This window comes from Microbacterium croceum (genome assembly GCF_023091245.1).
Lineage (GTDB): Bacteria > Actinomycetota > Actinomycetes > Actinomycetales > Microbacteriaceae > Microbacterium > Microbacterium croceum.
On sequence record NZ_JAHWXN010000001.1, the window covers coordinates 1050695 to 1064603 of the forward strand.

Genomic DNA, 13909 nt, shown 5'->3' on the forward strand with positions numbered 1-13909 from the left:
GAATCTGAATGCTCAGCCGAACGTCGCGTCCAGGGCGGCGCTCAGGTCGGCCAGGAGGTCGTCGGCATCCTCGAGTCCGACCGACAGGCGCAGGTGGCCGAACTTCCGGAAGGGTTCCGGGTAGGTGGCCACGCGGCCTCCTTCGGTGCCGGTGTGCACGATGAGGGAGTCGTCGTGTCCGAGCGAGAAGCCCGAGGTGATCAGTCGCAGGTTCGCCACGAACCGGTTCTGCACATCGGGCGACCCCTTCACGGCGAAGGCCATCATGCCGCCGAACCCTCGTCCGCCGAACTGACGCACGGCGAGATCGTGATCGGGGTGCGAGGGGAGTCCCGGATAGGCGATGTACTCCACGCGGGGGTCGGCATCGAGCATCTCGGCGACGCGCTCGGCCGAGGAGAAGTGCTGCCGCAGCCGCAGGGGGAGCGTCACGGTGCCGCGCTGGATCTGCCAGGCGTTGAAGGGCGAGATGATGCCGCCGACGTCGACCATCGCGTCGGCCTTGATGGGCTCGATGAGGTCGCGTCGTCCGGCGACCGAGCCGCCCATGGCATCGCCGTGTCCGTTGAGGTATTTGGTGAGCGAGTGCACGACCAGATCGGCGCCGTCCTGGATCGGGCGGTAGAACGGCGGCGGCGAGAAGGTGGAGTCCACCATCAGGAGGGCGTCGGCGTCGTGCGCGATCTCGGCGATGGCGGCCACATCGGCGACCTTGGTGGTCGGGTTCGCGATCGCCTCGATGCAGACGAGGCGGGTCTCGGGGCGCATCGCCGCGCGGACGGCGTCGAGGTCGCTGATGTCGACGAAGGTGGCATCGAGTCCGTACCGCCGGGGGAGCAGCTCGGTCCACAGGCGCCAGGTCGCCTCGTAGACGACATCGCTCACGACGACGTGATCCCCGGCCTGCACGTGGGTGAAGAACACCGCGTGCAGGGCGGCGACGCCGGAGGCGAGGGCGACAGCGTCTTCCGCGCCGTCGAGGGCGGCGAGCTTCTGCTCCAGCGCGGCCTGGTTGACGCCGGTGTTGCGCGTGTACAGGCCAGGAGCGGTCGCGGACCAGCTGATCTCGCTCGGATCGTCGGGCAGCTGATAGGAGTTCGCCATCACGAGCGGGGTGCGCAGCGCCAGGGTCGAGTCGAGCTGATTGCCCGCGTGCACGGCCAGGCTGAGGTCCGACAGGGTGAGCAGGTCTTTGCGGTCGGGTCGAGCGCTCATGATGACTCCTTCGTTCCTGCACCCGTCAGGGGTGCCAATCTTCAGCCTAGAGTGCATAATAGACACACGCAATTGTCAATCATGCATATGCATCGACATGTCAGGAGGCCACGATGGAGCGGCTGCCCCTCGATCAGATCGATCGCCGTATCCTCGCCGCGCTCACGGAGGACGCCCGTGTGCCTCTGGTGACTCTGGCGGCACAGGTGCACCTGTCGCGCAACGCGGTGAAGCAGCGGATGGAGCGCATGGAGCGGCGAGGCGTGATCGCCGGCTACACCGTCACGCCCGGGCGCGCAGGGGCGTCGCCGGTCTCGGCGATCGTGATGGTCTATCGCAGCGATCGGATGCGCGGCGGGGGCGTGATCGCCGAGATCTCGAAGATCCCCGAAGTGCGTCGATGCGATGTGATGTCGGGTGATCTCGACCTGCTGGTGACGCTCGAGGCGGAGTCGATGGACCGCATCGGCGAGATCTGGGAGTTCCTGGCCGCGGTGCCCGGCGTCGCGAACACCGTCACCGCCGTCTCGTTGACGCGCGCGATCGACCGGGACTGAGAACCTCGGGGAGAGGCGGGGTATCCCCCTGGACCCCCGCCCCTCCGCGAGGAGATCTCAGGTGGTGAGGCAGGTGACCTTCGGCTGCGTCATCTCCTCGTATGCGAAGCGCACGCCTTCGCGGCCCATGCTCCCGTACTTGGAGCCCCCGAACGGCATGCTGTCGATGCGGTAGTCGGAGGAGTCGTTGATCATCACGCCACCCGCGTCGAGCGCCTCGGCGACGCGCAGCGCGCGCGAGAGATCGGACGTGAACGCCCCCGCGTGCAACGCGTAATCGATGCTGTTCGCCTCGGCGACCGCTTCGGCCTCGCTGTCGAACGGGGCCAGGATCACGACGGGCGCGAACGCCTCCTCGCTCCAGAGCTCGCACGACAGCGACACGTTCTCGACGGCGGTCGGCCAGTACACCGAGCCCTCGCGTCGGTGTCCGGCGAGAACGCGTGCGCCGGAGCGCACGGCATCGTCGACCACGCGCTCGGCGCGGATCGCCGCTGCTTCCGAGATCATCGGTCCCACCTCGGTCGCCGGGTCCCTGGGGTCGCCCGCGCGCAGGGTCGAGGTGCGCGCGGCGAAGCGATCGCGGAACTCGTCGTAGACGGAGCGCTCGATCAGGATGCGCTGTGCGCCGACGCAGTTCTGTCCGGCGGCCCAGAACGCTCCCGACACGCACGCGTCCACCGCGGCGGGGATGTCGGCATCCGCGAAGACCAGCACCGGAGCGTTTCCCCCGAGTTCCATCGCGAGCTTCTTGAGCCCGGCGGTGCGGGCGATCGCCTCTCCGGTCGCGAACCCTCCGGTGAACGACACCATGCGGATGTCGCGCACGCCGACGAGCGCCTGCGCCACGTGGCGGTCGCCGTGCACCGTGGTGATGATCTCGTCGGGGAGTCCGGCCTCGAGCAGCACCTCGACCAGGAATCGTGCGGTCAGCGGGGTGAACTGCGACGGCTTGAGGATCACCGCGTTCCCGCCCGCGATCGCGGGGCCGAGCTTGTGGGCCACCAGGTTGAGGGCGTCGTTGTAGGGAGTGATCGCGAGGATGACGCCGAGGGGCTCCCGCGTGAACCATCCGCGGCGGTTCGCGGATCCTTCGTAGGCGTCGAAGGGGATGACCTCGCCGTCGTAGGCGCGGGCGGTCTCGGCCGACAACGAGATCGTGGTCACCGCGCGGCGCACCTCCTTGCGCGCCTGGGTGATCGTCTTGCCGGCTTCGCGGACGATGAGCGTCGCCGCCTCCTCTGCGCGTCCGTCGAGGATGCGGGCGGCACGATCCAGGATGCGGTGCCGTTCGAACCGGGAGAGCCCGCGGGACAGCGAGGAGCCGAGCCGCGCACGCGTCATGATCGCGTCCACGTCGTCGACCGAGTTCTGTGCCAGTCGGGCGATGACCTCGCCGGTGTACGGGTCGAGAACCTCCAGTGGCGGGGTCTGCGTGACCGGTGCATCCATGGTCGCGACGCTCATCGCAGGGCTCCGACCAGCGACTTCTGGTGGGCATCGATCGCGATGATGTCCGACAGCAGGGCGTACGCGGTCTCGATGCGCCCCGCGCCGGGGCCCGACATCGTGACGGTGCCGAGCAGGTCGGTCGTGAAGGCGACGGCGTTCGTGGCGCCCGAGATGCCGGAGAGCGGGTGGTCGGCGCCCAGCGAGAGCGGCTGCACGGATGCCGTGACGACGCCGTTCTCGTCACGCTCGATCGTGCCGATGAGCTTCCAGTGCTCGCCGGCGGCGGCGGCCGCGATCACGTCGCTCGCCGTGATGCCGCTGATGCCGGTGCACGGCACGTCGGCGGTGGTCAGGTCGGCGCCGAGGAGCTCGTTCGCCAGGATGACGACCTTGAGCTGCACGTCGGATCCCTCGATATCGGCGGTGGGATCTGCTTCGGCATAACCGAGAGCCTGGGCTTCGGCGACGGCATCCTGGAGTGACTTTCCTGCCTCCATCTGGCCGAGCACGAAGTTGCTGGTGCCGTTGAAGATGCCCTGGATGCGCGAGATACGCAGGCCCTTGAGGGTCTCGCCCGCGAGTCGCAGCACGGGGGTGCCGCTCATCACGGAGCCTTCGTACTCGAAGTGGGCGCCGTTCTCCTCTGCGAGCCGGTTCAGCTCGGCGCTCGCGAGGGCGACTGGACCCTTGTTGGTGGTGGTGACGCTCTTGCCGCTCTCAAGAGCCGCGCGCACATGGGAGATCGCGGGCTCGCCGTCGATCGGGTTCGTGAACGTGGCCTCGGAGATGACATCGGCCGTGGTGTGGCGGATGACGTCCTCGTTGCGCGGCTGGGCATCGCCGCCTGGCAGGCCGGCGAAGGTGTCGGAGCCCGTCATCGCGAGGGCGGCGTGCAGGTCGATGCCGTCGCTCTGCATGAGCGAGCCGAGGCGCAGGTCGGTGATCGCGACCACGCGCAGGCTGAAGCCGAGCTCGTCGGCGAGAGTCTCGCCGCGGTCGCGGATGATCTCGGCGAGGGCGCGGTTGACGCCTCCGAAGCCGATGAGGGCGAGGTCGTGGTGAGTCACCGGGGTTCTCCTTCGTTGCAGGGGCTGCCGCCGGCGTCGCCGTGCGGACATGGAACCATCCTCGATTCGGGTCGTGTCCGTGCGCGCCTGTCAGAACGGCAGGGAGAACTGCCGGAATGTCTGCGCGGCGAACGGATCGCCCGCGCTCGCCGCGACGCGCATGAATCCGCTGACGGCCTCTTGTGGAGCGGTTCACGGACGGGATAGTGTCCCGGCATCCGACAGAAACAATGCGTCATTGGCACATAGATGTGAATATGATGCACATATCAAACCCGATTGAGAGTTCCGATGACGCCTCTTCCCGGGGAGAAATCCCTCCCCAACGTCCTGCCGAACACCACAGCGACGCAGGTGCCGCTCCGGCGCCTCCAGCGCACCATGGACGCCAGGCACCTGATCATGATCGCGCTGGGAGGGGTGATCGGATCCGGTCTGTTCCTCAGCTCCGGCTACACCATCTCGCAGGCGGGCCCGCTCGGCGCGATCATCGCGTACCTGATCGGCGCGTTCGTCGTGTACCTCGTCATGGCCTGCCTCGGCGAGCTGGCTGTCGCCTACCCGGTCTCGGGCGCCTTCCACATCTACGCGGCGCGGTCGATCGGACCCGCGACCGGCTTCACGACCGCCTGGCTGTACTGGTTGTGCTGGGTGGTCGCCCTGGGCTCCGAGTTCACGGCATCCGGCATCCTCATGCAGCGCTGGTTCCCCGGGGTCCCGGTCTGGGCGTGGTGCCTGATCTTCGCCGCCGTCCTCTTCCTCCTCAACGCCATCTCCGCGCGGGTCTTCGGTGAGGCCGAGTTCTGGTTCTCGCTCGTCAAGGTCGTCGCGATCGTCGCACTGATCGTGTTGGGCGGCGCGGCCATCTTCGGCTTCACGCCCCTGTCGGCCGAGCATCCGCCCGCGATCCTGTTCAGCAACTTCGAGACCCCCGGCGGGCTCTTCCCGAACGGGGTCAGCGGCGTGATCGTCACCGCGCTCGCCGTGTTCTACGCCTTCAGTGGCTCGGAGCTCATCGGTGTCGCCGCGGGCGAGACGAAGGACCCGGCCAAGAACATCCCGCGGGCGCTGCGCTCGACCGTGCTGCGCCTGGTCGTGCTCTTCGTCGGGGCGATCGCGGTGATCGCCGCGATCCTCCCCTACGACCAGGCCAGCGTCACCAGCAGCCCGTTCGTCGATGTCTTCCAGTACGTCGGCGTGCCGTACGCGCCCGACATCATGAACTTCGTCATCATCACCGCTCTCCTCTCCGCCGGCAACAGCGGACTCTTCTCCTGCGCGCGCATGCTGTTCTCGCTCGCGGAGGAGGGCCACGCGCCCAAGGCGTTCACGCGCCTCACGAAGCGCGGTGTGCCGCTGATCGCCCTCAGCGTCAGCATCCTGATCGGTCTGGTCTCGCTGCTCACCAGCGTGATCGCGGCCGGAACCGTGTACCTGGTGCTGGTCTCGATCGCCGGCTTCGCGGTCGTGGCGGTGTGGATGTCGATCGTGGCCTCGCAGTTCTTCCACCGCCGCACCTTCGTGCGCGAGGGGGGACGGGTGGCCGACCTCGCCTACCGCACGCCGTTGTATCCGGCGCTGCCGATCGTCGCCTTCGTGCTGCTGTTCATCTCGATCATCGCGATCGCGTTCGACCCGAACCAGGTTGCCGCTCTCTACTTCGGCATCCCGTTCGTCGGCGCCTGCTACCTCTACTTCTGGTGGCGGCACGGACGCAAGGGCCGGCGCGACGTGGTCGAGGACCACGAGGCCGCACCCGTCGACGCATGACTCCTCCCGTGCCCGCAGGCGGATGGGTGGAGATCGACGGCCGCGCGATCACCTACAACGTCCGCACGATCCGTGCAGCGCTCGGCTCGCAGGTCGAGTTCTGCGCGGTCGTGAAGGCCGACGCCTACGGGCACGGGATCGACATCGTCGCGCCGCTGCTCGCGGCATCACAGGTCGACATGATCGGCGTCGCCTCGAACGAGGACGCCGCTGCGGTGCGGACGAGCGGCTTCACCGGACGGCTGATGCGGGTGCGGCCCGCCGGTCGCGACGAGGTCGATGACGGCATCCGCTTCGGCATCGAGGAGTGGATCGGCGGGGCTGAGCACGCGGGGATCGTGAGCGGTGTCGCGGCCGCGCGGGGCACCCGGATCCGCGCCCACCTCTCGCTCAACTCGACCGGACTCAGCAGGGACGGCCTCGAGGTGAGCAGTCCGCACGGTGTGCGCGTCGCACGCGGAGTGCTCGCGGATCCGCTGCTGGACACCGTCGGCATCTGCTCTCACTTCCCGTGCGAGGACGAAGCGGATGTCGTCGCAGGCAGCGCGCGTTTCGACGCGCAGTCTCGGGCCGTGCTCGACGGACCCGCCGCGAACGCGGTGGCCCGGCACTGCGCCACCACCTTCGCGGCGCTGCACGCACCGGAGTCCCGGTTCGACCTCGCGCGGATCGGGGCCGGCATCTACGGCGACACGGACGCCCTGGGCGGCGCACTCCGCCCGGCGATGAGGGTCGTGTCGCGCATCGCTGCGATCAACTCCTACCCGCGCGGCAGCACCGTCGGGTACGACCGCTGGCACCGACTCGACGCGGAGGCGCGCCTCGCCCTGATCCCGCTGGGATACGCCGACGGCTTCCACCGCAGCCTCAGCGGCACCGGCGAGGTGCTCGTGCGGGGAGAGCGGGCGCGCATCGTCGACCGCATCGCGATGAACGGCTTCCTCGTCGACGTCTCGCACATCGCCGGGGCGGCGCCGGGCGATGAGGTCGTGCTGTTCGGCGCGCAGCACGACCAGGCGATCACCTCCGCCGATGTCGCCCGTGCGCACGGCAGCATCGCCGCCGACCTCTACGTCGCGTGGGGACGGCTCCTGCCGCGGCGGGCCGTCGGGGACCCCGGCGCTGCCCGGGTCGCCGGGGCCGCCGGGGCCGCCGGGCCTGCCGGATAGGATGGCCGAGGTCTCGACCGGCAGAAGAGGAGGGGTGGCGGTGGCGTCTTCTTCTCTCGTGCAGGGATTGAGCCTTCTCGACGCGGCGGTCGAGCAGGAACGCCGTGCCCGACCGGGTCTCAACGCCTCTCGGCTCGCCGAGCACACCGACATCGAGCGCAGCCGTGTCTCGCGGCTCACGCAGGAGCTGCGGTCGCGGCAGTTCCTCCGCCGCGACGACGACTCCCTGTTCTCGGCGGGGCCGGAGTTCTTCGGCACGGCTGCCGTGCTCAATGCCGCCTGGCTCCGCGCATCACGGGTCGCCCTGCGCGCGCTCGCCTCGCAGCTCGGGGTCAACGCGCTGATCACGGTCGCCGACGGTGCGCGCGGCGTGCTGCTGCGCTACGAGCGGTCGGCGGACGGCTCCGACCGCTCGATCCGCGCGGGCCTGGTGACGCCCATCTGGTGCACGGGTGCCGGGCGTGCGCTGCTGTGGGACCACACGCCCGCGCAGCTCGAGACCCTGCTCGACGGCGTGCAGTTCATCGGCGTGGGCGGCCCGACGGCTGCGCGTTCGACCTGTGAGGTGCGCGCGATGCAGGAGCGCGATCTCACCGACGGCCTGATCTCGGCATCCGAGGAGTACGACGAGGGGATCGACGAGTTCGCCCTCCCGATCCGCCGCGGGGGCGAGGTCATCGCGTCGCTCGCGGTGCGCGGACGGCATCGGCCGAAGGGTGCGACGCGCGAGACCCGTGCACTGCTGACGCAGTTCGCGCAGGAACTCACCCGAGCGGCCGACGCCGAGTAGGGTTCAGCCCGCCGCGGATACTGGTGCGCCGAGCTGTCGCGACAGGTGTGCGGCGGCGCGCGCACAGGCATCTCCGCACTCGGCCGTGCGGGCATGGAGCGCCGCGCGGGTGCCGACCACCTGCACCGCGCCGACGACCTCGCCGCGGAAATCCCACACGGGTGCGGCCACCGAGTAGAGGCCGGGTTCCGCCTCCTGGTCGACGATCGAGAATCCGCGACGGCGGTCATCGTCGAGGCGGGCGAGGAAGTCATCGACCGACGTCGGGGTGTTGGGGCCCTGGGGCCGGAACTCTGTCGAGGCGAACACGGCGCGCACCTCGTCCTCCGAGGCATCCCACAGTGACGCGCGCCCCGCATCGCTGCAGTAGGCCGGGTACGCGCGGCCGATCCACGATCCGATCATGCGGGATGCGGACGGCAGGCTCTCCAGTGTCGTGAGCGTCGCGTCGCCCTGCAGCTCGCTCAGGAACGCGGCCTCGCCGAGCTGTGAGGAGAGACTCTCCAGCACCGCGAGTCCGTGCGTGCGCAATCTCTGCGCCGTCAGCTCCTGGGCGGCGGCGTACCAGCCCCAGGCCAGGGTGAACGAGCGGTCGGCGCGCCGCTCGACCAGACCGGAGCGGTCGAGGGTCGCGAGCGTGCGCGACACCTGGGAGCGCTCGCGTCCCAGCGCGCGGGCGATCTCGCCCACCGTGGTCTGATGTCCGTCCCTGACCAGCGCGGCGAGCGTGGTGAGCACGTCGAGACCGCGGCCCATGCTGCTCGACGGCGCAGGGGCATCGGAGCGGGTCGGCATGAATCGAGGCTACCGCTGCGGTCGCCCGCGGTGGTGTCATCCGCGCGGACGGGAGACAATGGGGCAATGCCTTCCACGCCGCACGCTCAGCATGCGGCCCCGCGCTCCCCGATACGCGGCCCCGCCCTGCCGATCGGCATCGCGGTGACCGCGCTCGGCATGCTGCTGTCCATCGCCTCCACGCCGGTGGTCTCGGAGGCCGTGCCGACGCTGCCGGAACCCGTGACCGCGATGCAGGTGCCCTCGGTGGTCGTCGGGGCGACCACGGCCGCCGACCCGTGCACGGAGCCCGCGGTGCAGAAGGCGCTCGGCGATGGCGACGATGCCGCGGTGATCGCCGGGTTCGGCGGGGGTGCGAGCTTCCGCGACGCGGTCGTGGCCGGCAATGCGCCCTGCATCTCGCTGAGCGATCCCGCACGGATCTGGGTCGTCGTGAACAAGGCGCGTCCGTTGGAGCCGGCGGATTACACGCCCGAGAACCTCGACAGCGTGCCGCTGCAGATGACCACGCTCTCGGGTCAGGTGCGCGCGGATGTCGCCGGTGCCGTGGGTGCGATGGCAGAAGGAGCGACCGCCGCCGGCGTCGGCCGGGTCGGTGCGAACAACGGCTATCGCTCGTACGGGCTGCAGGTGTCGACCTACGACGCGCACGTGCGTTCGCAGGGGCAGCAGGAGGCGGATGCCGGCTCCGCCCGCCCCGGCCACAGCGAGCACCAGACCGGCCTCGCGCTGGATGTCGTCGCGTGCGATGCGCAGTGCGGAGGGCTCGACGGCTTCGGGGCCACCGCGCAGAGCGCCTGGGTCGCCGAGCACGCGTGGGAGTACGGATTCGTGGTGCGCTACGAAGACGTCGGCACCGCCGTCACCGGGTACGCACCGGAGCCCTGGCACCTGCGCTACGTCGGCGTCGAGCTCGCCGCGGCCTACCACGACGGCGGGTTCCACACGCTCGAGGAGTTCTTCGGGCTCCCCGCCGCCCCCGACTACGGGCACTGAATCCCGGCGCACGAGGCCGCTTTGCGGCATCCGACAATCGCGGTACCCAGTGTCACCACATGTGGGATGCATTCTCACAATGACCTGTCTTCGGCCGTGCTCCCGACATAGACTCTCGGGAGCAAAGACGCACGAGACGTTCAGGAGGACGCGATGGAACGCGACATCTACGAAGAGGATCACGAGGCCTTCCGCGACCTCGTCAAGGACTTCGTCAAGCGCTACGTGACCGGTGAGGCCATCGAGCGGTGGGACGCCGCCGGCGAGGTCGACCGCGACACGATGCGTGCGGCGGGCGAGGCCGGGATCATCGGGCTGTCGGTCCCCGAGGAGTTCGGCGGCGCAGGGATGCTGCAGGACTACCGCTTCCGCGCGGTCGTGAACGAGGAGATCATCGCGGCCGGAGCGGGGTCGCTCGCCGGCGCCTTCGGCATCCAGGACGACCTCGCCGTGCCCTACCTCGTGCACATGGGCACGCAGGAGCAGAAGGAGAAGTGGCTGCCCCGCATGGCCACCGGTGAGGTCATCGGCGCGCTCGCGATGACCGAGCCCGGTGCCGGATCGGACCTGCGCGGCATCAAGACCACGGCGAAGAAGACCGACGGCGGCTACATCGTCAACGGCGCCAAGACGTTCATCTCGTCCGGCGCGACCGCCGACCTCGTCGTCACGTTCGTCAAGACCGGCGAAGGAAACCGTCCGGATGCGTTCAGCCTGTTGCTGATCGAGAACGGCATGGAGGGCTTCGACCACGGCAAGAAGCTGCACAAGATGGGCTTCCAGGGGCACGACACCGCGGAGCTCTCGTTCAGCGACGTCTTCGTCCCCGAGGAGAACCTCATCGGCGGGGTCGAGGGCAAGGGCTTCGTGCAGCTGATGATGAACCTCCCGCTCGAGCGTCTGTCGATCGGCGTCGCCGGTGCCGCCGCCGCGCAGGCCGCGCTCGACTGGACCGTGGCCTATACGAAGGACCGCGAGGCGTTCGGAGAGCGGATCATCGACTTCCAGAACACCCGTTTCAAGATCGCCGACATGGCCACCACGGTCGACGCGCTCTGGGCGTACATCGACCGCGCGCTGCTCGCCTACTCGAAGGGCAAGCTGTCGGCCGAAGAGGCGGCGAAGGTCAAGTTCTGGGCGACCGAGCGCGAGTGGGAGGTGCTCGACACCGGCGTGCAGCTGCACGGTGGCTACGGCTACATCACCGAGTACCCGATCGCCCGTGCCTTCCTCGACGCCCGCGTGCACCGCATCTACGGCGGCACGAACGAGATCATGCGCGAGATCGTCGGTCGTCAGATCGCCGGCAAGCGGTAGGGGTCTGCCGGGCCGTCTTCGGCCTGGCGTGCACGGCTTCGGAGTTGAACGGCGACACGCCGCGTTCCCCACGGGGAGGCGGCGTGTCGCCGTTCGCGTCCGCGGGTGTGTCCGAGGTGAGAGGTCGAGGCCGGGGTCGTGCAGGTGGTAGCAGTATCGGTAGTACCGGGGTAGCATCGGGGCATGTCGCACACGAAGATCAGCCTCAGCCTGAGTGAGAGCGATGTCGCCTTTCTCGATACCGAGGCGGTGAGCGGTCGCTACGCATCGCGATCCGCTGCCGTGCAGGATGCGGTGAGGTTGCTGCGCGAGAGCCGGCTGGCGGATGCCTACGCCGAGGCGTACGCGGAGGGCTACGACGACGAGTGGGATGCTGCCGCGGGCGACGGCCTCGCGTCGGCATGACCGGCGAGGCGATTCCCCTTCTTCGGCGCGGACAGGTGGTTCTGGCATCCTTCGACCCCGCAGTCGGATCCGAGGCCCGCAAGACCAGGCCCGCGGTGATCGTGAGCAACAACACCGCGAACGCGGTCGCGTCGCGCGGTCCGCGAGCGACGGTGACCGTCGTGCCGCTGACATCGAACATCACGAACGTGCTGCCGTTCCAGGTCGAGCTTCCGGCGGAGGCGACTGGTCTCGACCGTGACTCGAAGGCGCAGGCGGAGCAGGTCCGAACGATCGCCATTGCGCGGATCGTGCGCCCGGTCGGATGGGTGCCGAGCGAGCTGATGGCGGCGATCGATGAGGCGCTCCGGTTGCATCTGGCGCTCTGAGCCCGGGTCGGTTCGAGGGAAGACACGGAACCCGCGACGGCGCCGATCACGCTGCGTCATCTTCTCACCAACACCTCGGGCTACGGGGGCCATGACCACGCCATCTCCGCTGCAGGAGGCCATGATCGCGAACCGGACCGCGGCCGGGCAGGAGCCGGTGTCGCTCGGCGATACTCGCTGAACGCGAATGGCGCAACGGCATCTCTTGGGCGGGGTCGGGTGCGGGTGGCAGCGATGTCGCCTTCCTCGGTGCGGAGGCGTACGCGGAGGGCTGCGACGACGAGTGGGATGCTGCCGCGGGCGACGGGCTCGCGTCGTCGTGACGGCAGGGACGATTCCCCTCTTAGGCGCGGACTGGTGGTGCTGGTCTCTTTCGGTGAGGCGCTCCGGCTGCACCTGGCGCTCTGAAGTTCTCGGGTGGCCTCCGTCTCTTTGCGCATGCTGGTATTCCGATACTCGATCGAACATAGATTCGATACTCGGGGTGGTGCGGGGTAAAATGAAGCATGTCGATATTGACCGGGGTGCATGAGGCGATCGCTCGTCTTGACGCGGCCTGCGCGGGTGTCGACGGGGCCCAAGGGTTGTCGCGGGAGCAGTTGGTCGCGGTCGCTGACGCGCTGGGCGTGCTGCGTCGGCACACGGATGCGGTGCAGGCGGAGGTCGCGGCGGGCATCGCCCGGGAGTCGCGGCCGGAGCTCGGCGCGGCGAGTCTGGCGAAGCAGCAGGTTTTTCGGAATCCGGCGGCGCTGATCGCGGCGGGGGCGGGGGTCTCGGCGGGGGAGGCGTCCCGGTTGGTGGCGGTCGGGGAGGCGACCGCGCCTCGGACGGATCTTCTGGGGGCGCGGTTGCCGGCGAAGTACCCGCGGGTGCGGGAGGCGCTGGTCTCAGGGGTGTTGAGCGCGCAGGCGGCTGCGTTGATCATCGGGGTGTTGGAGCGGTGCCGGGTGGCCGCGGGGCCGGTGCGGATCGTTGAGGGGGAGCGGGTGCTGGTGGATGCGGCGGCCGGGCTGGCGGTGGATGCGGTGCGCAAGCTGGTCGTGCGGGCGGAGGCCTGGTTGGACCCCGATGGTGTCGCACCGCGCGAGGAAGAGGCGCGGGCGCGGCGGTCGGTGACGATGTTCGAGCGGGACGGGATGGTGCACCTGAATGCCCGCCTGGATGCGGAGAGTGCGGCGCCGGTGGTCACGGCGGTGCGGGGGTTCGTGTCGGCGGCGTTCGCGGCCCGCACGGACGCCCCGGACCCCGACGCCCCCGATGCGGATCAGCGCACGGTGGCGATGATCCAGGCCGACGCGCTGGTCGCGTTCTGCGCGCACGTGCTCGGCTGTGAGGCGCGGGTGCCGGTGGCGGGGGCGACGGTGATCGTGCGGATGACCCTGGACGACCTGGAATCCGGTACCGGGTCGGCGACGGTCGACGGGATCGAGACCCCGGTCAGTGTCGGGGCGGCGCGGCGGATGGCCGCCGGGGGTGGGGTGATCCCCTGGGTGATGGGCTCGGACAGCGAGATCCTCGACTGGGGGCGGGAGAAACGCCTGTTCACCCGAGCGCAACGGTTGGCGTTGGTGGAACGCGATGGCGGGTGTGCGATGTGCGGGTTGCCGCCGGAGATGACGAGAGTGCATCACATCCGATGGTGGCAGAGGGATGCGGGGCCGACGGACCTGTCCAACGGGGTGCTGCTGTGTGAGACGTGTCATCACCGCATCCACGACAACGACTGGGAGATCCGCGTCGACGGTACAGGGGTCACCGCCCGCGTCTGGTTCATCCCGCCCCGGTACGTCGACCCCGCCCGCACCCCGCGACTCGGTGGCCGAGGCCGCTTCGACATCGCCGCCTGAGCGGCGGCCTGCTCACCACTCGCCTGCCACCGCACCGCGCGCGTGGAATAGGCCGGATGACCGAACCCAGGTGCGAGGGTTCAGCCTCACGGACCAATCCACGCGAGCTCCTTCGCGAGAGGCTGGGAGCGGATGCACAGACGCGTGCGTCAGCGAGGAGT

General features: G+C 69.5%; 13 protein-coding genes. 9 read left to right on the top strand and 4 right to left on the bottom strand.

Translation table 11 applies throughout. The features are described 5' to 3' along the window. Positions 1-12 precede the first annotated feature (12 nt). On the bottom strand, positions 13-1215 hold the full coding sequence (locus KZC51_RS05010) for a trans-sulfuration enzyme family protein (protein WP_247628915.1): 1203 nt from the start codon (positions 1213-1215) through the stop codon (positions 13-15). A gap of 113 nt (positions 1216-1328) precedes the next feature. Here KZC51_RS05010 and KZC51_RS05015 point away from each other — a divergent pair, with 113 nt between their 5' ends. Next, positions 1329-1772, top strand: a complete 444-nt coding sequence (locus tag KZC51_RS05015) for an Lrp/AsnC family transcriptional regulator (protein WP_247628916.1) — start codon at positions 1329-1331, stop codon at positions 1770-1772. 57 nt (positions 1773-1829) lie between these two features. On the opposite strand, the gene KZC51_RS05020 is transcribed toward KZC51_RS05015, so the two are convergent. Both KZC51_RS05020 and KZC51_RS05025 read right to left on the bottom strand, forming a co-directional pair. Next, a complete protein-coding gene (locus tag KZC51_RS05020) occupies positions 1830-3239 on the bottom strand; it encodes an aldehyde dehydrogenase family protein (protein WP_247628917.1) in 1410 nt (469 codons plus the stop codon). After that, positions 3236-4291 carry a homoserine dehydrogenase gene (locus KZC51_RS05025; RefSeq protein WP_247628918.1) on the bottom strand — a complete coding sequence of 352 codons (1056 nt, stop codon included), beginning with the start codon at positions 4289-4291 and terminating at the stop codon, positions 3236-3238. Before KZC51_RS05025 ends, KZC51_RS05020 begins: the two co-directional genes overlap by 4 nt. 291 nt (positions 4292-4582) lie before the next feature. Between KZC51_RS05025 and KZC51_RS05030 the strand changes: the two genes are divergently transcribed. The 3 genes from KZC51_RS05030 to KZC51_RS05040 are packed head-to-tail and all read left to right on the top strand — an operon-like array spanning position 4583 to position 8020. Next, positions 4583-6061, top strand: a complete 1479-nt coding sequence (locus KZC51_RS05030; RefSeq protein WP_372491750.1) for an amino acid permease — start codon at positions 4583-4585, stop codon at positions 6059-6061. Continuing rightward, a complete protein-coding gene (gene alr, locus KZC51_RS05035) occupies positions 6058-7230 on the top strand; it encodes an alanine racemase (RefSeq protein ID WP_247628919.1) in 1173 nt (390 codons plus the stop codon). Before KZC51_RS05030 ends, alr begins: the two co-directional genes overlap by 4 nt. Positions 7231-7270: 40 nt before the next feature. Continuing rightward, on the top strand, positions 7271-8020 hold the full coding sequence (locus KZC51_RS05040) for an IclR family transcriptional regulator domain-containing protein (RefSeq protein WP_247628920.1): 750 nt from the start codon (positions 7271-7273) through the stop codon (positions 8018-8020). A gap of 3 nt (positions 8021-8023) precedes the next feature. On the opposite strand, the gene KZC51_RS05045 is transcribed toward KZC51_RS05040, so the two are convergent. Then, positions 8024-8815: an IclR family transcriptional regulator gene (locus KZC51_RS05045; protein ID WP_247628921.1), complete on the bottom strand. Its 792-nt coding sequence runs from the start codon at positions 8813-8815 to the stop codon at positions 8024-8026. A 66-nt stretch (positions 8816-8881) separates the two neighbouring features. Between KZC51_RS05045 and KZC51_RS05050 the strand changes: the two genes are divergently transcribed. From KZC51_RS05050 to KZC51_RS05070, 5 genes are all read left to right on the top strand, one after another. Further along, on the top strand, positions 8882-9811 hold the full coding sequence (locus KZC51_RS05050) for a M15 family metallopeptidase (protein ID WP_247628922.1): 930 nt from the start codon (positions 8882-8884) through the stop codon (positions 9809-9811). Positions 9812-9964: 153 nt separating this feature from the next. Next, positions 9965-11128 carry an acyl-CoA dehydrogenase family protein gene (locus tag KZC51_RS05055; protein ID WP_247628923.1) on the top strand — a complete coding sequence of 388 codons (1164 nt, stop codon included), beginning with the start codon at positions 9965-9967 and terminating at the stop codon, positions 11126-11128. A gap of 183 nt (positions 11129-11311) precedes the next feature. Continuing rightward, a complete protein-coding gene (locus tag KZC51_RS05060) occupies positions 11312-11533 on the top strand; it encodes a ribbon-helix-helix domain-containing protein (protein WP_247628924.1) in 222 nt (73 codons plus the stop codon). Between the two features lie 35 nt (positions 11534-11568). Then, positions 11569-11901 (top strand): type II toxin-antitoxin system PemK/MazF family toxin, encoded by a 333-nt coding sequence (locus tag KZC51_RS05065; protein WP_308194288.1) that lies wholly within the window; start codon positions 11569-11571, stop codon positions 11899-11901. Between the two features lie 506 nt (positions 11902-12407). Then, positions 12408-13748, top strand: a complete 1341-nt coding sequence (locus KZC51_RS05070) for an HNH endonuclease (protein ID WP_247628926.1) — start codon at positions 12408-12410, stop codon at positions 13746-13748. Positions 13749-13909: the final 161 nt, after the last annotated feature.